This is a genomic window from Verrucosispora sp. NA02020 (assembly GCF_013364215.1).
Classification (GTDB): Bacteria; Actinomycetota; Actinomycetes; order Mycobacteriales; family Micromonosporaceae; genus Micromonospora.
The window spans coordinates 4,654,005-4,679,382 of the sequence record NZ_CP054923.1 but is presented as its reverse complement, the minus strand read 5'-3'; the positions used below and the strand labels follow the sequence as shown (position 1 = coordinate 4,679,382).

Genomic DNA, 25,378 nt, shown 5'->3' with positions numbered 1-25,378 from the left:
CGATGTGCGGCATCGTGCTGAGCGTCGGTCCGGAGGCCGACCCGGCGATCTTCCGACGGATGCTCGCCACGCTGGTCCCGCGCGGCGAGGTCACCGAGACGCGGTACGAGAGCGGGCTGCTCGCCGGCACCCGGCGGCTGCGCGTGGTGGACCGGGACCGTGCGGTCCAGCCCTGGCTCTCCGCCGACGAGCGGTGGCTGCTCTGCTACAACGGCGAGGTCTTCAACCACCACGAGTTGCGCGCCGAGCTGACCGCCCTCGGGCACCGGTTCACCAGCGCCAGCGACACCGAGGTGGTGCTCGCCGCCTTCGAACGGTGGGGCGAGGAGATGGTGACCCGACTGCGCGGAGAGTACGCCCTCGCCATCGCGGAACGGCCCACCGGCCGGGTGTACCTGGCGCGGGACCCGCTCGGTGTGAAGCCGCTGTACTGGTCCCGCGCACCGGGGTGTCTGCACGTGGCCAGCGAGGTCAAGGCGCTGGTCCCGGCACGGGCGCCGGTGACCGAGGTGCCGCCGGGGCACCACGGCTGGGTCGACGAGGACCACCGCGTCCACCTCCGCCCGTACGTGGACCTGCTCGCCCTCGGCGCGGACCAGCCGCCGGTGACGGACCCGGACGAGGCCGCCCTGCTCGTCCGGGACACCCTCACCGACAGCATCCGGGTACGCCTGGACACCGACCTCACGGTGGGCGTGGTGCTCTCCGGCGGGCTGGACAGCTCGCTGGCGCTGCTGCACACGGCACAGTCGCACCCGGACTGCGTCGCGGTCACCGTCGGCGCGCCGGGCAGCCCCGACCTGGCGTACGCCCGGCGGCTGGCCCAGGAGCTGGGGGTGCCGCACGAGGTGGTCGAGTTGCGTCCGCGCGACATCCGCCTCGCCGACGTCCGCGAGGCCATCCGCATCTCCGAGCTGACCGAGTACGGCGACATCATCAACGCGGTGGTCTCGGTGCCGATCTTCCGTCGGCTGCGCGAGTTGGGCGTGAAGGTGGTGCTCACCGGGGACGGCTCCGACGAACTGTTCGGCGGTTACCCGATGTACCACGAGGTCGGCCCGGCGGCGTCCCGCCGACTGTTCCTGCACAAGATCCGCAACCTGTGTCGTACCGAGTTGCAGCGGGTCGATCGGACCAGCATGGGCTTCGGCGTCGAGGCCCGGGTGCCCTTCCTGGACCTGGCCCTCGTCGAGCTGGCCATGCGGTTGCCGCTCGACCTCAAGATGCGCGACGGCCAGGAGAAGTGGATCGTCCGCCGGGCCTTCGCCGACCTGCTGCCGGACTACATCCGACGCCGGCCGAAGAACCCGATGTCGTACTCCTCGGGCCTGCACGAGCGGGCCCGGCTGTACAAGCCGCTCTTCGCCCGCCTGCACCGCTCCTTCGGCTACGACCTGCTGGAACCGGTCCGGCGCGACTTCGACAGCGTGCTGACGCGCTGCGGCAACGACCTGGACGCGGCGATGGCCGCAGGCCGGGCCCGACCGGACTACACGATGCTGGAGCACGCCCGCGACCTGGTGGGCGCGGCCCGCTGGAACGCCGCCCCGATGGTGCGCCGCCTGGTCACCCCGCGACGCACCCGGGGCGACGGCGCACCCCTACCCGGCTGAGCCGCCCACCAGGCGAGCTGGTCAGGTGGTGAGCAGGAGGGCGCTGACGGCGGCGAGGGTGCCGAGGGTCGCGACGGCGGCGCTGGTGGCGAGGAAACGGGCCAGCGGCACGCGTACCCGGGCGGCCCGGCAGCGCTCCAGCCAGAGCAGGGTGGCCAGGGACGCCCACGGCAGCGCCAGCGGGCCGATGTTGGTGCCGATCAGCAGGGCCAGCAGGCGTTGCCGGTCACCGGCCGGCAGCACCGCCTCGCCGGCCAGGTAGGCGGGCAGGTTGTTGACGAGGTTGGACAGCAGCGCACCGGTGCCGCCCGCGCGCAGCAGTCCGGGCACGCCGCCCTCGTCACCGGCGAGCCGGGCGACGAGGTCGTTCAGGCCGAACGCGCCGATGGTCTGGATCACCAGGAACAGGCCGGTGACGAAGAGCAGCAGCCGCCAGGGCAACAGGGCGGGGCGCAGCGTACCGGGGGAGCGGAACGCGAAGACGAGCAGCAGCAGGCCGGCGGCGACCGCCGAGGCCAGGCCGACGGGGGCGCCGGCCACGATCGCGCCGACGAAGAGCAGGCAGGCGACGAGTGCGGTGCGGTAGAGCACCGGGTCGGTCGGCCGGTGCACCGACGGCGGCGCGAACCGGCCGTCGACGGGGCGGTCGCGCCGCCACCAGAAGTGCCAGAGCAGGATCGTGGTGACCGCGAGCGCCGCCAGTTGGGGCAGCCACATGACGCTCGCGTACGCCAGCGGGTCGAGGCCGATCCGGTCGGCGGCCAGCAGGTTGGTCAGGTTGGAGACCGGCAGCAGGAGGCTGGCCGTGTTCGCCAGCCAGACCGTGGTGACCGCCAGCGGGGCCACCGCCGTGCGCAGGGTGACCGCCAGCGCGAGCATCACCGGCGTGAGCAGCACCGCCGTGGTGTCCAGGTTGAGCACGACGGTGGTGAGCGCGGCGAAGCCGACGCAGAGCGCGAAGAGGACCGGCCAGCGACCCCGGGCGGCGACCGCCAGCCGGGTGGCGAGGACGTCGAAGACACCGGCGGCGGCGGTCAGTTCGGCGAGGACCACCACGGTGCCGAGGAAGACCAGCAGCGGCAGGACCCGGGTGAGCGTGTCGGCGGCGTCGGCGCGGGGCAGCAGGCCCGTCGCCACGCACACCGCACCCAGGACGGCCAGCCCGACCGCGATCACGTCCAGCGGGTGCGGCCGGCGTCGACCGGGTGCGGCCGGAACGGCGTCTGGGGAGGTCACGGCGCATCTTCGCACGGCCGGGCGGCCTGATCCGCTCGGGTGCCGGGCGAGGTGACGACCGGTACCGCCGGGGGGATGCCGGTCAGCCGGCGGGCGGGTACGGGTCGTCCTGGTAGGTGTACTCGGTCTCGATCTGGCCGTCCGCGGTGTGCACCACGAGCTGGCTCGGTTCGTTGCCGTGCGCCACCTTCCGCCCCGCGTCGACCGCGTCCTGCTTCGTGTCGTACGTGCCGACGACGGTCCCGCCCCCCTCGACCTTCCAGCCGTCGCCGTCCGGCACCACGTGGTACTCGTTTCGCGCCATTGCCGCGCCTCTTTTCCTGCGTGACGGAATGTGCCGGACGAGGTACCCGGGACCGGCGGGGCAAAACACGACGTGGCGTACACGTGATGCGGGCCCGGTCCCCCGGAGAGGGGGACCGGGCCCGCAGGCGCGGGTGGTGCTACCAGCTCAGGTAGCTGGGCTGGGTCTGGACGTTGAACTCGCGGTAGTGGACCAGCTTGGCCGACCACGTCCGCCAGTCGTCGAGTTCGAGCACGTCCAGCCCCTTCTGGATGTCTGAGGAGTAGATGTGCCCGTTGTAGTAGTAGGCCGACCAGGAGCCGCCGACGACGAGCTGGGTGTCCGAGAGCGGGCCCCGCTCCCAGAAGCCGATCTCCTTGGGCTTGCGGGAGTCGGTGAAGTCCCACACCGAGATGCCGCCCTGATACCACGCCTGGACCATGATGTCCTTGCCGAGCACCGGGATCAGCGAGCCGTTGTGCGCCACGCAGTTCTCGGTGTCGCCGTTGGTGCGCGGGATCTTGTAGTAGCTGCGGAACTCCAGCTTCCGGTTGTCGCCCCGGCCGGTGAGGTCGTAGATCGCGTTGGCGCCCCGGTTCGGGCCGATCTCCTCGTTGCAGGTGGCCCCGCCACCGCCGCCGAGCTCGTCGGTGAAGACGACCTTCGTGCCGCGGTTGTTGAAGGTGGCCGAGTGCCAGAACGCGAAGTTGACGGTGTCGCGCACGGTGTGCAGCACGCGCGGCGCCTCCCGCTTGCTGATGTCCAGCAGCACCCCGTCACCCATGCACGCCCCGGCGGCGAGGTCCTTCTCCGGGTAGGCGGTGATGTCGTGGCAGCCGGTGGTCGCCGACCCGCCCGTCCGCCCCTCGTAGCCGCCGTCCGGGAAGAGGTTCGGCGTGGCGACCACGGCCGCGTCGGTCGGCTTCTTCAGCGGGACCTTGACGATGCTGATCGAGTCGTGCGGCGGCTGGCAGTCGGGGAAGGTGGCCTGCGGGCTGTACGAGGAGACGTACAGGTAGACCGACTTCTTGTCCTTCGCCGGCACCAGCGTGTGGGTGTGCGAGCCGCAGGCGGTCTCGACGGCCTTGAGGTAGCGCGGCTTCTTCTTGTCCTTGACGTCGAAGATCTTGATGCCCTCCCACGACTCCTTGATCGTGGCGGGCTGGGAGACGCTGCTGCACGAGTCGTCGCTGCGGGACGAGTCGGTCGACAGGAAGAGCAGGTCACCGTAGATGGAGATGTCGTTCTGCGCGCCCGGGCAGAGCACCTGCGACACGAGCTTCGGCTTGCTCGGCTTCGCGACGTCGTAGATGACGAAGCCGTCGTAGTTGCCGACGAAGGCGTACTTGCCCTGGAAGGCGATGTCGGTGCCGAGCGCCGACGTGGTGTCGAACGGGGCCTGCTTGGGCAGGTTGGCGATCTGCGTGAGGTTGGGGCTGTGGGAGATCTCGTCGACACCGAGTGGTGCCTCGACGGCGGCGGACTCGGTGGCCGTCCGCGTGACCGTCTGCGCGTTGCCGGGTGAGGCGACGGCGATGCTGGCGAGGAGGAGCCCGGTGGCGGCCACGCTGACGACGCGTAGCTGCCGCCCCCGCGGCGGGGTCGATCCGACCATCGGCGATGCCCTTCGAGAGGCGAGTGGCGATGGGCCGTACCATAACTCCGCGACGACACTCATCGATGTGACCTGGCTCACATCAAGTGAATATCGTAAATGGATACGATCGCTGCGACCTCGACCCTGAGGGGGTGTCGCATGACTGCCCGACGTGGACGCCTGCTGACTGTCGTCACATCGGTCGTGGTGGCGCTGGCGGTGTCGGCCTTCGCGTTGCGCGACGGCGACCGGCCCGTGCCCCCCGCGCCGGCACCGGCCGCCGCCACCGCCGATCCGTCGCCCCCGGTCGATCCGTCGCCGGCGGATCCCGACGCGCCGCTGGTGATCGTGCCCGGCCGTCCCGGCGAACCGGCCGTCGAACGCCCCGGCGCCGAGGTGCGCGACGACTCGCCGCCGCGGTTCAACACCCTCGACGCCTGGTTCGCGCGGATGATGATCCCGCACCACGAGCAGGCGCTGGAGATGGCGGCGCTCGCTCCGGACCGGGCCGCCGACCCCCGGGTACGCGCCCTGGCCGACCGGATCCGGGCCGGCCAGCGACCGGAGATCGGCGTGCTGCGGGCCTGGCTCGCCGAGCGCCACCTCTCCGGCGAGGTGTCCGGGCACGACCACGCCACGATGAAGGGCATGCAGTCGCCCGAGGCGATGGGTCGGCTCGCCGCCGCCCGGGGCGTCGACTTCGACCGCCTCTTCCTGCGGATGATGACCGAACACCACGAGGGTGCCGTGGTGATGGCGACCGACCTGCTCAAGGTCGGCCTCGACCAACGGATGTCGGAGTTCGCCACCTCGGTCGCCACCGAGCAGGGCGTGGAGATCGTCCGGATGCGCGACCTCGCTCCCTGACCGACCGCCGGGCCCGGAGGCACCCGTACGCTGGGTGACGATGAGAGCGACGGTCCTCGGCCGCCCGCTGCGCGGGGTCGCCTTCGACGTGGCGGTCTCCGGTGCCGTGGCGCTGCTCGCGTTGGCGTCCACCGCCGGTAGCGACGCCGGTTGGCCCGGCACCATGCTCGGGCTGGGCATGGCGGTGGCGCTGCTGTGGCGGCGGGTGCGACCGGTCGGCGTCACGGTGGTCGTGGCGGTGCTGGCGTACGTCCAGGTCGCCCTCGACTGGGCGTCCCTGCCGTACGACGTGGCGGTGCTGATCGCCCTCTACAGCCTGGTCAAGTACGCCGACCGGCTGCGCGACGGCGTGCTGGCCGGGGTAGTCGCCGCGCTCGGGGTGGTGTTCGCCGCGGCGCGGACGCCGTCCCAGGTCGCCTGGGCGTTCACCGCCGTCTTCTACGGTCTGGTCGTCGGCGCGGTCTGGCTGGCCGCGCTGAACGTGCGGACCCGCCGGTTGTACGTCCTCAGCCTGGAGGAACGGGCAGCCACCCTGGAACGGGAGCGCGAGGCGCAGTCGCGGGCGGCGGTGGCCGAGGAACGCACCCGGATCGCGCGTGAACTGCACGACGTGGTGGCGCACGGCATGGCGGTCATGATCGTGCAGGCGGACGGCGCCCGGTACGTCATCGACAAGGACCCGCAGGCGGCCCGCGAGGCGGTCCGGATCGTCGCGGACACCGGCCGACAGGCGTTGGCCGACATGCGGCGGCTGGTGGATGTCCTGCGGGAACCGAGCCGACCGGACCCGGCGACCGGACCCGAACCGGCACCGGGATCATCGGCCGGACCCGACGCGGCACCGGACCCCTCGGCCGGACCCGACCGGGTGCCGGAGCCCGCCGAGCCGACCCACCGGCGTCCCTCCGTCGCCGAACTGCCCGCCCTGCTGGAGCGGTTCCGCGCCGCCGGACTCCAGGTGCGCCACACCGTCACCGGCGACTCCGCGCCACTGCCGCCGGCTCTGGACCTGACCGTCTACCGGCTGGTGCAGGAGGCGTTGACCAACACGCTCAAGCACGCCGGGGTCGGCGCCACCGCCGAGGTCAGCCTGGCGCACCGCGCCGACGCCGTCGTGCTCGAGGTCCTCGACGACGGACGGGGCCGCGTCCCGGCCACCCCCGCGCCGCCCGGCGGTCACGGACTCGTCGGCATGCGCGAGCGGGTCTCGGTGTACGACGGCAGCCTCACCGCCGGCCCCCGCCCGACCGGGGGATGGCTGCTGCGGGCGCGGCTGCCGTTACCCTCGTCCTCCGGGACGGAGGTGGTCACGGCATGACGGTCCGGGTGGTGATCGTGGACGACCAGGCCCTGGTCCGGGCCGGTTTCCGGATGGTGCTCGACTCGCAGCCCGACCTGGAGGTGGTCGGTGAGGCGATCGACGGTGCCGACGCCCTGCGGCTGCTCGCCCGCGTCGAGGCCGACGTGGTGGTGATGGACGTCCGGATGCCCACCATGGACGGGGTCGAGGCCACCCGACGGCTCTGCGCCGACCAGCCCTCCGGTGGTCCCCGGGTGCTGGTGCTGACCACGTTCGACACCGAGGCCGACGCCTTCGCCGCGTTGCGGGCGGGTGCCAGCGGATTCCTGCTCAAGAACGTGCCGCCCGAGGAGTTGCTCGCCGCGATCCGGGTGGTCGCCCAGGGCGACTCGGTGGTGGCCCCGTCGATCACCCGACGTCTGCTCGACCGGTTCGCCGGACAACTCGGCGCCGGCCCCAGCGAGGACCCCCGGCTGGCCCGGCTGACCGAGCGGGAACGGGAGATCCTGCTGCTGGTCGCGGAGGGCCTGGCCAACGCCGAGATCGCCACCCGGGTGCACGTCGCCGAGGCGACCGTGAAGACCCACGTGGGGCGGATCCTGGCCAAGCTCGACGTGCGCGACCGGGTGCAGGCCGTGGTGGTGGCGTACGAGAGTGGGCTGGTCACCCCGGGCGTGGAGAACCGGCGTACGACCTGAGGCGTACGGGTCCGCCCGGTCCGGGACGACCTGCGGCGTACCGAGGTCGAGCGCACGGGTTGATCTCGACGGGGCGGTGGACTCCCTAGCGTCGGAGGAGTCCTGGTCCGTCCTCCGCACGGGGAGTCGTACGTGTCCCTCGCCCCACCCGTCCACGCCGTCGCCGGTGTCGCCGTCACCGCCCGTGGCCTGTCCAAGCGGTACGGCACCGGTCCGGCCGCCGTCGTCGCGCTCGACCGGGTCGACCTCGACGTCGCCGCCGGCCGGTTCACCGCCGTCATGGGACCCTCCGGTTCCGGCAAGTCGACGCTTCTGCACTGCCTGGCCGGTCTGGACCGGCCCACCGCGGGCACGGTGCACGTCGGCGACGCCGAACTGGGCGGCCTGGACGACCGGCGGCTCACCCTGCTGCGCCGGGACCGGGTCGGCTTCGTGTTCCAGAAGTTCAACCTGCTGCCCTCGCTCAGCGCGGCGGAGAACATCACGCTGCCTCTGGACATCGCCGGTCGTCGGGCCGACCCGGCCTGGCTGCGTCAGGTGGTCGCCGCCGTCGGGCTGACCGACCGGGTCCGGCACCGTCCGGCCGAACTCTCCGGCGGCCAGCAGCAGCGCGTCGCGGTGGCCCGGGCACTGATCACCAAACCCTGGGTGATCTTCGCCGACGAACCGACCGGCAACCTGGACTCCCGGGCCGGGGCCGAGGTGCTGCGGCTGCTGCGGGAGGCGGTCGACAGCCTCGGCCAGACGGTGGTGATGGTGACCCACGACCCGGTGGCCGCCGGGTACGCCGACCGGGTGGTGTTCCTCGCCGACGGGCGTCCGGTCCGGGAGTTGACCGAGCCCACCGCCGAGCTGGTCCTCGACGTGCTCGCCCACCTGGACCCGTCCGCCGCCGCGTCGACGCGGGGGCGGTGACCATGCTGCGGCTGACATGGCGTTCGCTGCGTGCCGAGGCGGCCCGGATGGTGATGTCCACCCTCGCCGTGGTGCTCGGCGTGGCCTTCATCGCCGGCACGCTGATCTTCGTCGACGGGATGCGGGCCGGCGCGTACGACCGGGCCGGCACCTTCGACCGGCACACCGACGCCGGGATCTACGCCGACCGGGAGCCGATCGACCCGGCGCTGGTCGACCGGGTCCGCGCGGTCGACGGGGTCCGCGCCGCCGAGGGCGAACTGACCGACACCGCCGGAGTGGTCGGCGCGGACGGGCGACCGGTGCTCGGCTTCGGTGTCCTCGCCGCCGTGCCGACCGATCCGGCGCTCCACTCCTACGACGTGGTGACCGGACGACTGCCCGCCCGTGCCGGCGAGGTGGTGCTCGACCGGCGGACCGTCGACGACCAGTCGTTCCGCCTCGGCGGCACGGTACGCGTCGGCGGTGCCGCCGGGGCGGCCCAGCCGTACACCCTGGTCGGTGTGGTCGACGTGGCCGACACCCCGCGCGACATCGGCGGGCCGTTCGTCGGGATGGTCGGTGCCGACGCGCTCGCCGTGACCGGCCTGTCCGGGTACGGACGGATCATGGTCGCGGCCGAGCCCGGGATCACCGGGACCGAGCTGGCCGCCCGGCTCGCCGACGTCGCCGGAGCGGGCACCACCGTGCGGACCCGCGCGGAGATCCTGGAGGCCGCCGTCGCCGACGCGGTCCGCGACGTGGACCAGTTCCACCTGGTGCTGCTCACCTTCGCCGGGGTGGCGGTGATGGTCGCGGCCTTCGTCATCGCCAACACCTTCACCATCGTGCTGGCCCAGCGCACCCGTCGGACCGCGCTGCTGCGCCTGGTCGGGGCCACCCGGGGACAGGTGTTCCGGGCCGCCGTGCTGGAGTCGGCGGTGGTGGGCCTGGCCGCCTCGGCGCTCGGCGTACTGGCCGGGGCCGGACTCGCCGCCGCGCTGACCGCCCTGGTGTCACGGCTGGACATGCCGCTGAGCGGTGAGCTGACCGTCACCGCCGGCACCGTGCTGGGCAGCCTGGCCGTCGGCACCGCCCTCACCGTCGCCGCCGCGTGCGTACCGGCCTGGCAGGGCACCCGGGTCGCGCCGGTGACCGCCCTCACCGACGCCGCCGTGCAGGTCACCCGCCGCGCCGGCCGATTCCGGCTGGCCGGCGGCGCAGTGGTCCTCGCCGCCGGGGTCGCCGCGCTGGCCGGCGCGGCCTCCGCCGGGCAGATCATGCTCGTCGCCCTGGGCGGGGTGCTGAGCTTCCTCGGCATCGTGCTCTTCGGTCCGGTGCTGGTGCCGGCGCTGGTCCGCCTCTTCGGGGCACCGGTCCGGCGGATCCTCGGCGTCACCGGCACGCTCGCCGTGGCCAACGCGGTGCGCAACCCCCGGCGGGTGGCCGCGACCGCCACCGCGCTGGTGATCGGCATCGGTCTGGTCTCCTCGTTCCTGGTCGGCGCGCAGAGCACCAAGGTGGCCATCGAACGCACCGTCGACGCCGAGGTGGGGGTGGACTTCCTGGTCACCGGCATCGGCGTGGACCTGCCCGTCGGGCTGACCGGTGCGCTGGCCGCCCGGCCCGAGCTGGGCGTGGTGCACGAGGCACGGACCCGCAGCGTCGACGACGTCGAGTACCGCGCGGTCCATCCGGCGCTGGTCGCCGACCGGATCGCGCCGGTGACCACCGGGCAGCTCGACCGGCTCGGACCCGGGCGGGTCCTGGTGGACCGCGAGCTGGCCCAGCGACGCGGCTGGTCGGCGGGGGACCGGATCACCCTGCGGTCGCAGCCGTTCGAGGTGGCGGCGGTGGTCGACGGGCTCGCCTCCGGCGGCACCGGGTCGGCGGTGCCGCCCGGGCACGCGGTGGGCCTGGTCGACGTCGACCACGCCCGGCTCTTCCCCGACGAGCGCGGCGTCCAGACCGAGATCGACCCGGCTCCGGGCGTGCCGGTGGAGGTGGCGCGTGCCGCCATCGAGGAGGTACTCGTCGACTACCCGACGGTCAACCTGCTGGACCAGGCGGCGTACAAGCGGATGCTCACCTCCACGGTGGACATGCTGCTCGCGTTCGTGGTCGCGTTGCTCGGGCTGGCCGTGGTGATCGCCCTGGTCGGGGTGGCCAACACGCTCAGCCTGTCGGTGGTGGAACGGACCCGGGAGAACGCGGTGCTGCGTGCCGTCGGGCTGACCGGCGGCCGGATGCGCGCCATGCTGGCCGTCGAGGCGGTCCTCACCGCGCTGGTCGGTGCCGTGCTCGGCGTCGCGCTCGGCACCGGCGTCACCGCCGGGGCGATGGCGTTGCTGGCCCGGCTCGCCGGGGAGTTCACCCTGGTCGTGCCCTGGGCCCGGCTCGCCGGGGTATTCGCCGTCGCGATTCTGGCCGCGCTGCTGGCATCGGTGCTGCCGGCGCGGCGCGCACTGTCCCGGCCGGTCGTCGAGGCGCTCGCCGACCGCTGATCGTGGCAGCGTGGCTGCTCGACACGCCGACGCGGGAACAGCTACACCGCCACGATGATGTCCGGCGGGAGGTCAGAGGCGTTCGACGGTGGGGCCGGTGCAGCGGTCGCGGGTGTCGAAGACGTACCGGGACTCCCGGGCCACCAGGTCGTAGTCGAACGCGTCGTGGTCGGTCACCACCACCACGCCGTCGGCCTCGCGCAGCTCGCGTTCGGTCAGGTCCACGATCAGCACCCCGTCCGGCAGGTGGTGCGCCTCGGCGTACGGCTCCACCGCGCGGACCTCGGCACCGAGGTCCCGCAGCCGCCGGGCCACGTCCACCGCCGGGGAGTCGCGCATGTCGCCGGTGTTGCGCTTGTACGCCAGCCCGAGCAGCAGCAACCGCGCGCCGCTGACCGCGCGGCCGGAGCGGTTCAGCCCGGCCATCACCCGCTGTGCCACGTGCTCGGGCATCTCGTGGTTGATGTCGTTGGCCAGCTCGATGAACCGGAACTGCCGGCCCAGGCGTCGCTTGACCTGCCAGGACAGATAGCACGGGTCGATCGGCAGGCAGTGCCCGCCGACGCCGGGGCCGGGCCGGAACGGCATGAAGCCGAACGGCTTGGTCTCGGCCGCGTCGATGGCCTGCCAGACGTCGATGTCGAGCTGGTGCGACAGCATCGTCAGCTCGTTGACCAGGGCGATGTTGACCTGGCGGAAGGTGTTCTCGATCAGCTTCGTCAACTCGGCCACCCGGGTCGAGTCGACCGGGACCGTACGCTCCACCAGCCGCCGGTAGAACTCGTCCACCCGGGCCAGGGAGACCTCGTCGACTCCGGAGACCACCTTCGGGGTGTTCTCCAGCCGCCAGCTCGGGTTGCCCGGGTCGATCCGCTCCGGGCTGTACCCGAGGTGGTAGTCGCCGGGGCTGCGCAGACCGCTGGCCGACTCCAGGAGCGGACGCAGCAGCTCCTCGGTGGTGCCCGGGTAGGTGGTGGATTCGAGGATCACCGTGCAGCCGGGCCGCAGGTACGGTGCGATGCCGCTGCCGGCCTGCTCCACGTAGCTCAGGTCCGGCGTGCCGTCCCGCAGGGGGGTGGGCACCGTGATGACGCAGATGTCGAAGTCGCGCGCGTCGGCGTACTCGCTGCTGGGCCGGTACCGGCCGGTGGACAGGGCCCGGCCGAGCCGGTCGGCGGGGATGTCCGCCACGAACGACTCACCCGAGGCGAGCCGCTTGACCCGGTCGGTGTCGACGTCGAGGCCGACCACGTCCAGGCCGGCTTCGACGGCGCGCATGGCCAGCGGCAGACCGACGTACCCCTGCCCGATGACGACCAACTTCTCCTGGCTCACCCGAGCTCCTGACCGGTAGAAAATACCTGCTGGTCAGGAGCTTAGAGCGGAGTGTGACCCCGTACGTCCGTTTCGGTGATATAGGGGCGGGTGGGACTCAGCTCGCCTCGCCGTTGTCCGGCGGGTCGACCGGCGGCGGGGCCGTGGTGGTGGTCGGCGTGGTGCCGGGCGTCTGCGACGGCGTGGAGCTGGGCGTGGTCGGCTCGGGGCTGGTCGCGCTGGGCGTCGGCGACGCGGACCCGCTCGGCTCGCTCGGCGTCGGGCTGCTCGGCTGCGCCGACGGCGACCCGGTCGGGCTGCCCGTGGAGCCGGCCGGACGCAGCGGCGGCACCCGGGAGGGGCTGCTCTCCTCGGTGCTCGCCGACGTCTCGGCGGGCCCGGTGGCGTCGGGGCTCGGCGAACTGGTCGGCAGCTTCACCGCCGGGGTGTTGGCATCGCTGGTCGCGCCGAGCGCGGCACCGAGGGCCACGAAGCCGACCAGTACGGCGGTGAGCGCGCCGACGAGCGCGCCGCGCCGCCGCCGAGCGGGCGGGGCGACCCCGCCCGCCGGGACGTCCGTGCGGGTGTCCGGGCCGGCCTCGCGTACCGCTCCGGCGACAGGGACCATCGCGGTCGGCAGCGACCCGTCGGAGACCGCGGCCCGCGCCGCCTCGGCCATCGTCGCGCCGCTGCTGAACCGGTCGGCCGGATCCTTGGCGAGCGCGCGGGCGACCAGCACCCGGACCGCCTCCGGGATGTCGGGCGGCAGGTCCGGCGGCGGGTCGTCGAGGTGCCGGACGGCGACCTGGAGCGGGTTGTCCCCGGTGAAGGGCGGGCTGCCGGTCAGGCAGCAGAAGGCGACGGCACCGAGCGCGTACAGGTCGGTCGCGCCGGAGACCGGGCGCCCGGCGGCCTGTTCGGGCGCCATGTAGAGCGCGGTGCCGGGCACCGCGTTGGTGCTGGTGATGCTCGTCACGTTGGCGGACCGGGCCACCCCGAAGTCGACCAGGACGACCGTGCCGTCCTCCTGCACCAGCAGGTTGCTCGGCTTCACGTCGCGGTGCACGATGCCGCCGAGGTGCGCGGCGTGCAGCGCCTGTGCCGCCTGCGCCACCACCGACATCGCCAGCCCCACGTCCAGGCGACCCTCGGCCTCGATCCGCTTGGACAGTGGCTGGCCGGTGACGTACTCCATGACCAGGTAGTCGGCCCGGCCGCCGTCGGGCAGGTCGTCCTCGCCGCAGTCGTAGACCTGGACGATGCCCGGGTGGCGCAGCGCCGCCATGATCCGGGCCTCGGCGCGGAAGCGGGCGATGAAGTCGGGGTCGGAGACCAGCGAGGGCAGCAGCACCTTCACCGCGACCTGCCGGCCGAGGATCAGGTCGGACGCGCGCCAGACGTCACCCATGCCGCCGGTGGCGACACGTTCGTCCAGGCGGTACCGACCGCTGAGTACGACCTCCGAAGACAACACGGCACCACCGTACCCACAAGGGGGCCGAAGGGCGCGCCGGCATGGCGACGCATCTTACCGTCGACCGTGCCCGACACGGGGCGTGTCGTGAGGTGGCGTGTACTGTGAGTCACGACACGAGGGTGGCCCACGGACCGTTCGAGGTCAGACGGCCGGGCCTGTCGGAGGTAGCGTCGGCGGACCGTGGTTCGTTACGGCGAAACACCGTGCGACCCGGTGGAGAATTGTCACTGTGCCCGCCGGCCGCCGGCAGCTTGTCCGACCTCGGCGGACGCTCTAACGTCAGGCCGATCCGGCGGGCTCGCGAACGTGCCGCTGGTGGTTGTGGATCGCGACGCTGTCGGGAAAAATCCGCTTCCGGGCCACGGCGGTCCGTCAGCGAAGAGGTCACGGGGGCGGGGTGCGGGAAGAGGTCCGGGTCGTGGACCTGGCCGGCACCGGATCGCCCGCCGGACCCACGCCCCCCGAGAGAACCGGTGGACGGAAGCGGCAGGGCCATGACCGGTGAACTGAGCCAGGCGGTCGAGGCGGCCAAGAACGGGGACGAGGACGGCTTCCGCTTCCTCTATCGCAGCCTCCAGCCGGGGCTGTTGCGGTACCTGACCGCGTTGGTCGGCGCGGACGCCGAGGACGTGGCCTCGGAGACGTGGTTGCAGGTCGCCCGCGACCTGCCCAATTTCACTGGTGGAGAGTTCCGTGCCTGGGTCGTCACCATCGCCCGCAACCGGGCCATGGACCACCTGCGGCGGCAGCGCCGTCGCCCGGCACTCCCGGTGCCGGTGCAGGAACTCAGCGAACTGGCCGGCGACGCCGACACCGCCGAACGCGCCGGGGAGACCATCGGCACGGAGGCCGCCCTCGCCATGATCGCCAGCCTGCCACCCCGTGAGGCCGAGGCGGTCCTGTTGCGCGCGGTCGTGGGACTCGACGCCGCGACCGCCGGACGGGTGCTCGGCCGCCGCGCTGGAGCGGTCCGGACCGCCGCGCACCGGGGGCTGCGCCGGCTGGCGCTGATGCTGGACCGGCAGGCCGCGCAGGGCGGCGTCCCGCGTCCGCGCACCGGTCCCGCACAGACGCCGCACGCCGAGCCGGTGGACGGCTGACATGCGGGCACACTGGATGAGGTGGCGTCGGTCGGGCACGACCGTCTCCCGGGCCGCGTACGACCGGCTGCTCGACGCCACCGCCACCCCGTCGGCACCCGGGTCGGAGGCCCCGCTCGCCGGGCTGTTGCGGGCCGCCGCCGCCCCGCCGCGTGACGACGAACTCGCCGGGGAACAGGCCGCTCTCGCCGCGTTCCGCGCGGCCCGGCAGGGGGAGGCACCGGCCGCCTCGCCGTCGGTCGGGCCGCGTCGCCGCCGCCTCACCGTCGGTGCGCTGGCCTGGATCGCCGGTGTCGCGGCCACCGCCACCGCCGGGGCCGCCCTCGCCGCGGTCAACCTCGACCGTCCGTCGCCGCCACCGGTGCCGCCGGCCACCTCCGCCCCCGTCGAGACCTCCGCGCCCACCAGCCCGACCCCGTCCGAGAGTCGGCCGCCCACCACCGCCGACCCGACCGGGAGCACGTCCCCCACCGCGTCGCCCTCGCCGACCGCGTCGCCGACCGGCTCGCCGAGCCCGTCGGAGACGGGCACACCGCAGGCGTCGGCGTACGTCGGGCCGGTGGACTCCGGCAACGCCGGCCACTGCCGGTCGTACCTGTCGAAGTCCGAGCGGCAGCGGGAGAAGGCGATGGAGAGTCCCGGCTTCGCCGACCTGCGGGACGCGGCCGGTGGTGCCGACAACGTCGCGGCCTACTGCCGGGCTCTGCTGGCCGAGGTCGACCCGGACTGGCTGGCCAAGCACGGTGCCGACCCGGACGACACGTCCGCCACCGGCTAGCGGCTGCGGGACCCGTGGCACGGGTCGGCCGCCGGCCCACCGATTGCGACGGGAACGTGAATTCGGTTCGACGGAACCGTCGACATCGTGAAAGTGTCACCGCGACGCGTTACGGTGACGCTTGCCGAGCCGGTATCGGACAAGGGAGCCATCGCGTGGTTACCTCACCGGAAATCGATCACATACCCGTGCTGCGGGACCGCGCCGCAGCCGCCCGACATCTTGCCCGGATCTGCTTCAAGACCGGCCCACCGACCTACACCGGTGTCGAGCTCGAATGGACGGTCCACGAGGCCGTCGACCCCACGCGTCCCGTCGACGCCGCCCGGCTGAGAGCGGCACTGGGGCCCTACAGCCCCACCACACTTGATCGGACCAGCCCCGCCCGCCGACTGCTGCGGGGCGGCACGGTGACCGTCGAGCCCGGCGGGCAGGTGGAGATCTCCACCCCGCCGCAAGCCTCCGTCGCCGACCTGATCGACGCCACCCAGTCCGACATCGACCAGGTCACCCGTCTGCTCGACGCCGCCGGCCTGCGCCTCGGACGCGCCGGCATCGACGCGCACCGGCACCCGCAGCCGGTGATCGACACACCCCGCTACCGGGCCATGCGCCGGGTCTTCGACCGGCACGGCCCGGACGGCCGGACGATGATGTACAGCACCGCCGGCCTCCAGGTCTGCCTCGACGCGGGTCGGCCCGAGCAGGTCGCCGCCCGGTGGGCGCTGGCGCACGCGGCCGGGCCACCGCTGCTGGCCGCCTTCGCCACCGCCGACCGGCACGCCGGCCGGAACACCGGGTGGGCGTCGGCCCGGATGGGCGCCTGGGCGCGGATCGACCCGGCCCGCACCGCGCCGGTCTGGACACCCGAGGTGGCCGGTGTCGACCCGGTCGCCGCCTGGACCCGGTACGCACTGGCCGCTCCGCTGCTCTGCGTACGGGACGACAGCGGCGACTGGACCCCGCCGCCGGACGTGACGTTCACCGACTGGATCGACGGTGCGTTACCCCGCCCGCCGACCGTCGACGACCTGGAATACCACGTCAGCACGCTGTTCCCGCCGGTGCGGCCCCGTGGCTACCTGGAACTGCGCTACTTCGACACCCAACCCGGGCGCGGGTGGACGCTGCCGCCGGCGGTGCTCGCCGCCCTGCTCGGCACCACCGACACCACCGAGTCCGCGCTGGCACTGGCCGCCCCGGTGGCCGACCGCTGGCTCGTCGCGGCCCGGCACGGCCTGCACGACCCGTGCCTGGCCACCGTCGCCGTGGGCCTGCTCGACCTGGCCCTGACGGCGTTGCCCCGGCTCGACCTGCCGGCGGCGCTGCACGACGAGATCGACCAGGGAGTACGACGACGGCGTGACGCCGCCCAGAGGAGGCAGCGATGACCGACACCACCACCGGCCTCGGCGCGGAGGACCTGCGCGCCCGGATCGCCTCGGAGTTGGACCGCACCCGGGCCCGCACCGTCGGGCTGACCGAGGCGGTCGACGACGGCGACCTGGCCCGCCAGCACTCGCCACTGATGTCCCCGCTGGTCTGGGACTTCGCCCACATCGGCAACCAGGAGGAACTCTGGCTGGTCCGGGACGTCGGCGGACGCGAACCGGTCCGGTGCGACATCGACGAGCTCTACGACGCCTTCAAGCAGCCGCGCAAGGACCGGCCGTCGCTGCCGTTGCTGCCGCCGACCGAGGCGCGGGCGTACGTGTCGACGGTCCGCGACAAGGTGTACGACCTGCTCGACAGCGTCTCCTTCGAGGATCGCCGACTGGTCACCGACGGTTTCGCGTTCGGGATGATCGTGCAGCACGAGCAGCAGCACGACGAGACGATGCTCGCCACCCACCAACTGCGCTCCGGCCCCGCGGTGCTGCACGCGCCGCCGCCGCCCGAGCCGACCGCCCGGGTGGCCGGGGAGGTGCTGGTGCCGGCCGGCCCGTTCACCATGGGCACCGACACGGACCCGTGGGCGCTGGACAACGAACGCCCGGCCCACCGGGTCGAGCTGCCCGCGTACGTGATCGACGCCGCCCCGGTGACCAACGGGGCGTACCGGGAGTTCATCGCCGACGGCGGGTACGACGACCCGCGGTGGTGGAGCGCGGCGGGCTGGCGGCACCGGCAGGAGGCCGGCCTGGGCGCGCCGATGCACTGGCGGCGCGACGGCGACGGCTGGGCCTACCAGCGGTTCGGCCGGTGGGACCGGGTCCGCGACGACGAACCGGTGGTGCACGTCTGTTTCCACGAGGCACACGCGTACGCCACCTGGGCCGGCAAGCGGCTGCCCACCGAGGCGGAGTGGGAGAAGGCGGCCCGCTGGGACCCGTCCACCGGCCGGTCCCGCCGTTACCCGTGGGGCGACGGCGACCCCACCTCGGTGCACGCCAACCTGGGTCAGCGGCACCTGTGGCCGGCGCCGGTCGGCGCGTACCCGGCCGGGGCGTCGCCGCTCGGCGTGCACCAGCTCGTGGGCGACGTGTGGGAGTGGGTGTCGACGCCGCTGCGGGGCTATCCCGGCTTCGCCGCCTTCCCCTACCGGGAGTACTCCGAGGTCTTCTTCGGCGACGACTACCGGGTGCTGCGCGGCGGGTCGTTCGGCACCGACCGGGCGGCCTGCCGGGGCACCTTCCGCAACTGGGACTACCCGATCCGCCGGCAGATCTTCAGCGGTTTCCGCTGTGCCCGCGACGCCCGGCCCGAGGAGGCCGACCGGTGACGGTCGTGTCCGGGGCGGCCTGATGTGCCGCCACCTGGCCTACCTCGGGCCGCCACGGACGCTGCGCGAGTTGCTGTTCGACCCGCCGCACGCGCTGGTCCGCCAGTCCTGGGCGCCCCGCGACATGCGGGGCGGCGGGACGATCAACGCGGACGGGTTCGGGGTCGGCTGGTACCCGCCGACCGGCGGTGACCCGGTGCGGTACCGGCGGGCGCAGCCGATCTGGAGCGACCCGACCATCGCCGACCTGGCGGCGGTCACCTCGTCCGGTGCGGTGCTGGCCGCGGTCCGTTCGGCCACGGTCGGCATGGCGGTGGTGGACGCCGCCGCCGCGCCCTTCGCCGAGGGCCGGTGGCTGTTCAGCCACAACGGCGTGGTGCGCGGCTGGCCGGACGCGGTGGTGCCGCTGGCCACCGCCCTGCCCGTACGCGACCTGCTCACGCTGGACGCCGCCACCGACTCGGCGCTGCTGTGGGCGCTGGTCCGGCATCGGCTGCGCGCCGGCCTGCCGCCCGGGCAGGCGGTCGCCGAGACGGTCACCTCGGTCGCCGCAGCGGCCCCGGGGTCGCGGCTCAACCTGCTGCTCACCGACGGCCGGACGGTGGTCGCCAGCGTGGCCGGGCACGCCCTGTCCGTCCGCACCACGCCGGACTCCGTGCTGCTGGCCTCGGAACCGCACGACGACGACCCGGCCTGGCGGGAGCTGCCGGACGGTCACCTCGTCACCGCCACCGCCACCGGGATGCACCTGCGCCCGCTGCCCCGGCCCGACCACCATCGACCGCCCGACGGAAGGCAAGACGGATGAGCACCGAGCCATTGGAGATCCACCTCGACGACCGGGACATCGGCCGCAGCCTCCGGCACGACGTCCGGGTCGGGCTGACCGCCGACCCGAAGTGGCTCCCGCCGAAGTGGTTCTACGACGCGCGGGGCAGCGAACTCTTCGAGGAGATCACCCGGTTGCCCGAGTACTACCCGACCCGGGCCGAACGCGCGGTGCTGGCCGCCCACGCGACCGAGATCGCGGAGCTGACCGGCGCGAAGACGCTCATCGAGCTCGGCTCCGGTTCGTCGGAGAAGACCCGGCTGCTGCTGGACGCCTTCACCCGGCGGCGCGGGCTGGGCACGTTCGTACCCCTGGACGTGTCGGCCAGCGCGCTCGCCGCGTCCACCGCCGCGCTCGCCGCCGACTACCCGGGGCTGCGGGTCCGCGGCATCGTCGGTGACTTCACCCGGCACCTGGACCGGCTGCCCGCCGGTGGGCGGCGGCTGGTGATCTTCCTCGGCGGCACCGTCGGCAACCTGCTGCCGGCCGAGCGGGCCGACTTCCTCGCCCGGATGCGGGCCGCGTTGGAGGTGGGGGACTGGCTGCTGGTCGGTACCGACCTGGTGAAGGACCCGGCGGTGATCGTGCCCGCGTACGACGACGCGGCGGGGGTGACCGCGGAGTTCAACCGCAACGTGCTGCGGGTGCTCAACCGCGAACTGGACGCCGACTTCGACCCGGCCGCCTTCGCCCACGTCGCGCTCTGGGACCCGGAGCAGGAGTGGATCGAGATGCGGCTGCGGGCGCAGCGGCCGGTCCGGGTACGCGTGCTCGACCTGGACGTCGCCTTCGCCGAGGGGGAGGAACTGCGGACCGAGGTGTCGGCGAAGTTCCGCCCGGAGGGGATCGCGGCGGAGCTTGCCTCGGCAGGGTTCCAGGCCGAGCGCTTCTGGACCGACCCCGACGACCTGTTCGGCGTGACCCTGGCCCGCGCGGACTGAACCGGCGGACGCACGACTCCGGAGGTGTGTCGGGTCACCCGGCGGCCCGACCGGTCGGCGATCGGCTAGGCTGTGCGGCAGCGAAGGGGAGTAGCCCGCAACGCCGTGGTCGACATACTGGTGCGTTCCGCATCCGGCCACGCGGCCTCGTTCATCACGGGGCGGGCGAGACCTTCGACCCAGGCTCAACAGCCGGGTCGAGGGCGCCCCAGATCCTCCTCCCGGCCTGATCCGGAAGGACGTCATGGAGGGGTTCCTCGTCGCGCTGGCAGTCAGCTTCGGCGTGATCTTCGTTGCCGAGCTGGGAGACAAGTCCCAGCTCATGGCTCTGGCATTCGCCACCAGATACCGCACCGTGCCGATCCTGATCGGCATCACCGTCGCCACCGCCGTGGTGCACCTGGCCTCGGTGGCGATCGGTGTCGGGCTGGGTGCCGCGCTGCCCACCGGCTGGATCTCGCTCCTGGCGGGTCTGGCCTTCATCGGCTTCGGCCTCTGGACACTGCGCGGGGACACGCTCACCGAGGAGGAGAAGCGCAAGGCGGCCAAGGGCGGCAAGTCGGCGATCTTCGCCGTCGGTGTCGCGTTCTTCCTCGCCGAACTGGGTGACAAGACCATGCTCGCCACGATCACCCTGGCCACCCAGTACGGCTGGTTCGGCACCTGGGTCGGCTCGACCATCGGCATGGTGGCCGCCGACGCGCTCGCCATCGTCGTCGGCCGGCTGCTCGGTCGCCGGCTGCCGGAGCGGACCATCAAGTACGGTGCCGCCGCGCTGTTCGCGATCAGCGGCATCTGGCTGATCGTGGAGGCGGTCGCGGAACTGACCTGACCCGGCGGGAGCCGACTACCCGGGGCCCCGCCGGGTAGTCGCCCGCGTGAACGTCGACGTACTCCTGGAACGGGGTCACCACTGGCTGGTGATCGCGGTGGAGCTGGTCGGCGCGGCGGTGATCGTCGTCGGGGCGGCCTGGGCCGCGCTGCGGTTCGTGGTGGACGGGGTCCGCTACCGCGACGCGACCGTGTTCACCCGGATCCGGTTGACGCTCGGCCGCTTCCTGGTGCTCGGACTGGAGTTCCAGTTGGCGGCGGACATCCTGCGGACCGCGCTGTCGCCGACCTTCACCCAGATCGGTCAGCTCGCCGCGATCGCCGCCATCCGGACCGTGCTGAACCACGTCCTGGGCCGGGAGATCGAGCACGAGCAGGAGCAGGTCGGTCGGCCGGGGCGGGCGTCGTGATCCAGGCGCTGGCCACGGTCGTCGCGGCGCTCGGCGTACTCGGCGCCGGGATCGCGCTGGTCACCACCGGATCCCGGTCGACGGCGCTGCGGATCCTGCTGGACATGCTCGTCGCCGCCGGTCTGCTGCGGCTGACCGGGGAGCAGACCTGGCGGGAACTGGCCGCCACCGTCGTGATCGTGCTGCTGCGGCGGATGCTCAGCAGCGCGTTGACGGAGAACTTCCGCTGGTCCGCCGGACCGGGAGGCCCGGCCGGTCGGATCGGCCGGGCCTCCGGCCGCTGATTCGGCCGAGTGCCCCGAGGGCTGAGCACGGCCCGGCGGGGAAATCGCATTTTTCCCGGTGGCGAGGCGATTCCGACGGACGGTCGGTCCGGTTGGGCATTGCGGGCGCGGTCCTCTGCCGAGGAAAACCCCTAACTCCGGACATAACGCTTATGAGCGGCTTTAATGGTTCACGAGATTTAAGTAGACCTTGGGGGTTTTCGTGAGTTTCTTTGGCGTTACCGGCCCGGTACGGAGGCGCGCCTGATGGACCTGTACCGCCAACTGCGTCTCGTGCGCCAGCGCTGGTGGATCGTCCTGGTCACCCTCGTGGTGGCCCTCGGGCTGACCGCCCTGGTCACCGTTCGGGCGCAGCCTCGCTACGTCGCCTCGGTCACCTTCTTCGTCACCACCCCGAGCCAGGGCGTCACCGACGCCTACCAGGGTGGTCTCTTCCTGCAACAGCGCGTCAAGTCCTACGCCGAACTGCTCACCAGCGACCGGCTGGCGCAGGCCGCCGTCGCGGACAACCAACTCGGGCTCACCGCCGAGGAGGTCCAGCAGCGGGTCAGCACCTCGACCGAGACCGGCACCGTGTTGCTGCGGGCGTCGGTGACCGACACCGACCAGACCCGCGCGCTGCGGGTGACCGAGGCGCTCTCGGCGAAGTTCGTCGAACTCGTGCAGAAGGTCGAGGCCCGGCCGGACGGCACCGCCGGACCCATCAAGATCGAGGTGGTCAGCGGCCCCCGGGTCACCCCCACCCCGGTCTCGCCGCAGCCGTTGCGCAACACCGCGATCGGCACCCTGATCGGCCTGCTCGCGGGCGTGGCCCTGGCGATCCTGCGCGGCATGGCCGACGTCCGCCTGCGCGACGCCGCCGGTCTGCAACGGGTGACCGGCAGCCCGCTGCTCGGCGAGATCCCGATCGACCCCAGCGCCCGCACCGCCCCGCTGATCGTCGGCGACGCCGCCACCTCGGCGCGCGCCGAGGCGGTCCGCAAGCTCCGCACCAACCTGCGCTTCGTCGACGTGCACGAACCCGCCCGGGTCATCGCCGTCACCAGCGCGTTGCAGGGCGAGGGCAAGACCACCATGTCGTGCAACCTGGCCATCGCGCTGGCCGAGGCGGGCTGGCGGGTCCTGCTGGTCGACGCCGACCTGCGCCGGCCGAAGGTCGGCGACTACCTGGGCATCGACTCCGGCGTCGGGCTGACCGACGTGCTCGTCGGTGACGTGCAGGTCGGCGACGTGGTCCAGCGCTGGGGTGACAAGTCGCTGCTGGTGCTGCCGAGCGGCTCGGCCCCGCCGAACCCGAGCGAACTGCTCGGCTCCAAGGCCATGTCCGACCTGCTGACCGCCCTGCGCGAGTCCGCCGACATCGTCATCATCGACACCGCGCCGCTGCTCGCGGTCACCGACGGTGTGGTGGTCGCGGTGCAGGCCGACGGCGCGTTGCTGGTCACCCAGCAGGGGCGTACCTCACGGGCACAGGTGGCCGCGGCGGCCCGGGCACTGCACTCGGTCTCGGTGCGGCTGCTCGGCTGCGTGCTGAACATGGCCCGGGTGCCCAAGGCGGAGGCCTACCAGTACGAGGCGTACCGGGTGGTCGCCGAGACACCGGCGCCGACGACGGCGACGGGCGAACGGGCCGGAGCCGGTCGGCACGCCGAACGCAAGCCGGTGGCCGACCTGCCCGATCACACCCAGGAACTCACCCGGCTGCCCCGATGAGCGCCGCCAGCGGGCGCAGCGACCGCTCGATCTCCTCCGCGCAGGCGCGAAAGTCGGCGGGCGTACCGGCGACCGGGTCGCGCAGGTCGTCGGCGTCCGCCGGGGCGGGTTGCAGCCGCCCCCGGGCCAGGGCGGCGGCGGCCACCGCGGCCGCGAGCGAGTCGTCCGGCTCGTCCGTGGCGGGTTCCGCCGCTGCGGCGAGCCGGCCGAACTGGCGCACCGTGAACGTCCGGTGCAGCGCCGCCGGCGCCAGCGAGGTGCAGAGCGACCGTTGGCGCCGGGTGGCGGTCAGCACCAGCACCGCCTCGGTGAGGTGGGCGGGGACCAGCCGTCGACTCCGGAACTCCGTCGGTTCCGCACCGGTCTCGGCGGCGATCTCGGCAGCGTACGGGTGCATCTCCAGGCCCTCGACGGCGTCGGTGCCGGCGCTCGCGACGGTCAGCGGACGCCCGGCGAGCAGGCGACGTGCGGTGTACTCGGCCATCGGCGACCGGCACAGGTTGGCGTGGCAGACGAACAGCACCCCGGTGAGCATGGGTGACCCCTTCGACGACGTGGCCGCCGGCGGCAGCGCCGCGACGGGGGACGACCGCCGGTGGCGGGCGCCCGGTGAGGGGTTGCCGCGATGGTACGCAGCCGGGCCGCCGCTGTCCCCGGCCGCCGCGCCGGACCGGCACCCGGCAGGGGAGGTGGCGGGATGCGGATCGGCCTGCTGACGTACCACTTCCCGCCGGAACCGGCCTTCATCCCCGGCAGCCTCGCCGAGGAGTTGACCGCCCGGGGCCACGAGGTGCGGGTGCTGACCGGCTTTCCGGACTACCCGGGCGGGCACGTGTACCCGGGGTGGCGCCAGCGCTGGCGGCACGAGACGCGCAGTCGGGGACTGACCGTGCGGCGGGTGCCCCGGTACAGCACCGGCGACCTCACGCCGCGCGGCCGGATGGCCTCCTGGCTCTCCTTCGCCGGCAGCGCGGCGCTGGTCGGCCGCCGGTTCCTCGCCGGCGTCGACGTGCTCTACGTGCACCAGCCGCCGGCCACCGCGTTCGCCACGGCGGCCCTGCTGCGCCTGCTCGGTCCGGTGCCGCTGGTGCTGCACGTGCCGGACGTGTGGGCCGAGGACCTGCCGGACGGCGGCGACGGGCGGTGGGCGGCCCGGGTGCGTGCGGCGATGACCCGGACCTACCAGGCGGCCACGGTGGTGGCGGTGACCGCGCCGTCGTTGCGGGACGCGGTCGTCGGGGTCGGGGTCGACGCGGCCAAGGTCCGGGTGGTGCTGAACTGGACCGACGAGCGGATCTTCCTGCCCGCCACGGCCGGCCCGGCCGCGCGCCGTCTGGTGCGCCGCGACGACCGGTGCGTGGTGATGCACGCCGGCACCATCGGGGCGCGGCAGGGACTGGAGACGGCGGTACGGGCGGCGGTGGCGCTGGACCGGACCGTGGACCTGGTCCTGGTGGGCTCGGGCGCGGACGAGCGGCGGGTGCGGGGGCTCGCCGACGAACTGCGCGCGGACAACGTCCGGTTCGTCGACCGGCGCTCGCCGTTGGACATGCCGGAGATGTACGCCGCCGCCGACTACCAGCTGGTCATGTCCCGGAACCTGCCGGCGCTGCGCAGTGCCGTGCCGGACAAGCTCCAGGCGGCGCTCGCCTGCGGCGCGCCGGTGGTCGCGTCGACCGGTGGGGACACGGCCGCCCTGGTCGAGCGGACCCGTGCCGGGCTCTCCTGCCCGCCGGAGGACTGGGCCACGTTGGCGGACCGGTTCTGGCTGGCCGCGCACATCCCGCCACCGGCCCGCGCCGAGATGGGGCGACGCGGCCGGGAGGCGTACCTGCGGGAGATGTCGTTGCGGGCCGGGGTGGACCGCATCGAGGCGCTGCTGCGGACGGCGGCCGGCACCCCGCCCCGGAACACGAGCCGCGACCGAAACTCACATATGACCCAAGAGCGTCATTAATTCACCAACACAGTCGTTACCTGTTAGGAA

General features: G+C 73.4%; 24 protein-coding genes. 18 read left to right on the top strand and 6 right to left on the bottom strand.

Features of this window, described 5'->3' with window-relative positions; all coding sequences use genetic code 11:
• The first annotated feature begins 2 nt into the window (after nt 1-2).
• Complete coding sequence (locus tag HUT12_RS20410) at nt 3-1,613, top strand: asparagine synthetase B (protein WP_176094388.1); 1,611 nt, start codon at nt 3-5, stop codon at nt 1,611-1,613.
• Nucleotides 1,614-1,634: 21 nt separating this feature from the next.
• Here the strand turns inward: HUT12_RS20410 and HUT12_RS20405 are convergent, their stop codons facing one another.
• The 3 genes from HUT12_RS20405 to HUT12_RS20395 all read right to left on the bottom strand — a co-directional run bounded on the left by HUT12_RS20405 (nt 1,635) and on the right by HUT12_RS20395 (nt 4,747).
• On the bottom strand, nt 1,635-2,849 hold the full coding sequence (locus tag HUT12_RS20405; protein ID WP_176094387.1) for an SLC13 family permease: 1,215 nt from the start codon (nt 2,847-2,849) through the stop codon (nt 1,635-1,637).
• 82 nt (nt 2,850-2,931) lie between these two features.
• The gene (locus tag HUT12_RS20400) at nt 2,932-3,153 is read right to left on the bottom strand and encodes a DUF2188 domain-containing protein (RefSeq protein ID WP_176094386.1); all 222 of its coding nucleotides are present in this window, start codon (nt 3,151-3,153) and stop codon (nt 2,932-2,934) included.
• Nucleotides 3,154-3,292: 139 nt separating this feature from the next.
• Nucleotides 3,293-4,747, bottom strand: a complete 1,455-nt coding sequence (locus tag HUT12_RS20395) for an LVIVD repeat-containing protein (RefSeq protein ID WP_131054148.1) — start codon at nt 4,745-4,747, stop codon at nt 3,293-3,295.
• Nucleotides 4,748-4,888: 141 nt separating this feature from the next.
• On the opposite strand from HUT12_RS20395, the gene HUT12_RS20390 reads away from it, so the two are divergent.
• The 5 genes from HUT12_RS20390 to HUT12_RS20370 all read left to right on the top strand — a co-directional run bounded on the left by HUT12_RS20390 (nt 4,889) and on the right by HUT12_RS20370 (nt 10,992).
• A complete protein-coding gene (locus tag HUT12_RS20390) occupies nt 4,889-5,596 on the top strand; it encodes a DUF305 domain-containing protein (protein ID WP_176094385.1) in 708 nt (235 codons plus the stop codon).
• A 40-nt stretch (nt 5,597-5,636) separates the two neighbouring features.
• Nucleotides 5,637-6,914 carry a sensor histidine kinase gene (locus HUT12_RS20385; RefSeq protein ID WP_176094384.1) on the top strand — a complete coding sequence of 426 codons (1,278 nt, stop codon included), beginning with the start codon at nt 5,637-5,639 and terminating at the stop codon, nt 6,912-6,914.
• The gene (locus tag HUT12_RS20380) at nt 6,911-7,594 is read left to right on the top strand and encodes a response regulator transcription factor (RefSeq protein ID WP_176094383.1); all 684 of its coding nucleotides are present in this window, start codon (nt 6,911-6,913) and stop codon (nt 7,592-7,594) included. Before HUT12_RS20385 ends, HUT12_RS20380 begins: the two co-directional genes overlap by 4 nt.
• 132 nt (nt 7,595-7,726) lie before the next feature.
• The gene (locus tag HUT12_RS20375) at nt 7,727-8,509 is read left to right on the top strand and encodes an ABC transporter ATP-binding protein (RefSeq protein ID WP_176094382.1); all 783 of its coding nucleotides are present in this window, start codon (nt 7,727-7,729) and stop codon (nt 8,507-8,509) included.
• Between the two features lie 2 nt (nt 8,510-8,511).
• Nucleotides 8,512-10,992 (top strand): ABC transporter permease, encoded by a 2,481-nt coding sequence (locus tag HUT12_RS20370; protein WP_176094381.1) that lies wholly within the window; start codon nt 8,512-8,514, stop codon nt 10,990-10,992.
• A 72-nt stretch (nt 10,993-11,064) separates the two neighbouring features.
• Here the strand turns inward: HUT12_RS20370 and HUT12_RS20365 are convergent, their stop codons facing one another.
• Nucleotides 11,065-12,327, bottom strand: coding sequence for a nucleotide sugar dehydrogenase (locus tag HUT12_RS20365; RefSeq protein WP_131056793.1), 1,263 nt, complete (start codon nt 12,325-12,327; stop codon nt 11,065-11,067).
• 97 nt (nt 12,328-12,424) lie between these two features.
• Nucleotides 12,425-13,780, bottom strand: a complete 1,356-nt coding sequence (locus tag HUT12_RS20360; RefSeq protein WP_176094380.1) for a serine/threonine-protein kinase — start codon at nt 13,778-13,780, stop codon at nt 12,425-12,427.
• Between the two features lie 497 nt (nt 13,781-14,277).
• Between HUT12_RS20360 and HUT12_RS20355 the strand changes: the two genes are divergently transcribed.
• The 10 genes from HUT12_RS20355 (at nt 14,278) to HUT12_RS20310 (ending at nt 23,391) form a co-directional block, all read left to right on the top strand.
• Nucleotides 14,278-14,883 (top strand): RNA polymerase sigma factor, encoded by a 606-nt coding sequence (locus HUT12_RS20355; protein WP_131054188.1) that lies wholly within the window; start codon nt 14,278-14,280, stop codon nt 14,881-14,883.
• A 1-nt stretch (nt 14,884) separates the two neighbouring features.
• Entirely contained in the window at nt 14,885-15,661 is a 777-nt protein-coding gene (locus tag HUT12_RS20350; protein ID WP_176094379.1) for a hypothetical protein, read from the top strand.
• A 155-nt stretch (nt 15,662-15,816) separates the two neighbouring features.
• The gene (locus HUT12_RS20345) at nt 15,817-17,052 is read left to right on the top strand and encodes a glutamate-cysteine ligase family protein (protein WP_176094378.1); all 1,236 of its coding nucleotides are present in this window, start codon (nt 15,817-15,819) and stop codon (nt 17,050-17,052) included.
• Nucleotides 17,049-18,383: an ergothioneine biosynthesis protein EgtB gene (gene egtB / locus HUT12_RS20340; RefSeq protein WP_176094377.1), complete on the top strand. Its 1,335-nt coding sequence runs from the start codon at nt 17,049-17,051 to the stop codon at nt 18,381-18,383. The genes HUT12_RS20345 and egtB overlap by 4 nt, the downstream gene beginning before the upstream one ends.
• Before the next feature lie 22 nt (nt 18,384-18,405).
• Nucleotides 18,406-19,191 (top strand): ergothioneine biosynthesis protein EgtC, encoded by a 786-nt coding sequence (gene egtC / locus HUT12_RS20335; RefSeq protein WP_176094376.1) that lies wholly within the window; start codon nt 18,406-18,408, stop codon nt 19,189-19,191.
• Nucleotides 19,188-20,153 (top strand): L-histidine N(alpha)-methyltransferase, encoded by a 966-nt coding sequence (egtD, locus tag HUT12_RS20330; RefSeq protein ID WP_176094375.1) that lies wholly within the window; start codon nt 19,188-19,190, stop codon nt 20,151-20,153. The genes egtC and egtD overlap by 4 nt, the downstream gene beginning before the upstream one ends.
• A gap of 244 nt (nt 20,154-20,397) precedes the next feature.
• Complete coding sequence (locus HUT12_RS20325) at nt 20,398-20,985, top strand: TMEM165/GDT1 family protein (protein WP_131054194.1); 588 nt, start codon at nt 20,398-20,400, stop codon at nt 20,983-20,985.
• A gap of 46 nt (nt 20,986-21,031) precedes the next feature.
• Nucleotides 21,032-21,394 carry a DUF1622 domain-containing protein gene (locus tag HUT12_RS20320; RefSeq protein WP_131054195.1) on the top strand — a complete coding sequence of 121 codons (363 nt, stop codon included), beginning with the start codon at nt 21,032-21,034 and terminating at the stop codon, nt 21,392-21,394.
• The gene (locus HUT12_RS20315) at nt 21,391-21,678 is read left to right on the top strand and encodes a DUF1622 domain-containing protein (protein ID WP_176094374.1); all 288 of its coding nucleotides are present in this window, start codon (nt 21,391-21,393) and stop codon (nt 21,676-21,678) included. The genes HUT12_RS20320 and HUT12_RS20315 overlap by 4 nt, the downstream gene beginning before the upstream one ends.
• A gap of 246 nt (nt 21,679-21,924) precedes the next feature.
• The gene (locus HUT12_RS20310; RefSeq protein ID WP_131054197.1) at nt 21,925-23,391 is read left to right on the top strand and encodes a polysaccharide biosynthesis tyrosine autokinase; all 1,467 of its coding nucleotides are present in this window, start codon (nt 21,925-21,927) and stop codon (nt 23,389-23,391) included.
• Here the strand turns inward: HUT12_RS20310 and HUT12_RS20305 are convergent.
• Entirely contained in the window at nt 23,372-23,926 is a 555-nt protein-coding gene (locus tag HUT12_RS20305) for a low molecular weight phosphatase family protein (protein ID WP_176094373.1), read from the bottom strand. The genes HUT12_RS20310 and HUT12_RS20305 overlap by 20 nt on opposite strands.
• On the opposite strand from HUT12_RS20305, the gene HUT12_RS20300 reads away from it, so the two are divergent.
• On the top strand, nt 23,925-24,107 hold the full coding sequence (locus HUT12_RS20300) for a hypothetical protein (RefSeq protein WP_131055240.1): 183 nt from the start codon (nt 23,925-23,927) through the stop codon (nt 24,105-24,107). The genes HUT12_RS20305 and HUT12_RS20300 overlap by 2 nt on opposite strands.
• On the top strand, nt 24,089-25,348 hold the full coding sequence (locus HUT12_RS20295; RefSeq protein WP_131055241.1) for a glycosyltransferase family 4 protein: 1,260 nt from the start codon (nt 24,089-24,091) through the stop codon (nt 25,346-25,348). The genes HUT12_RS20300 and HUT12_RS20295 overlap by 19 nt, the downstream gene beginning before the upstream one ends.
• Nucleotides 25,349-25,378: the final 30 nt, after the last annotated feature.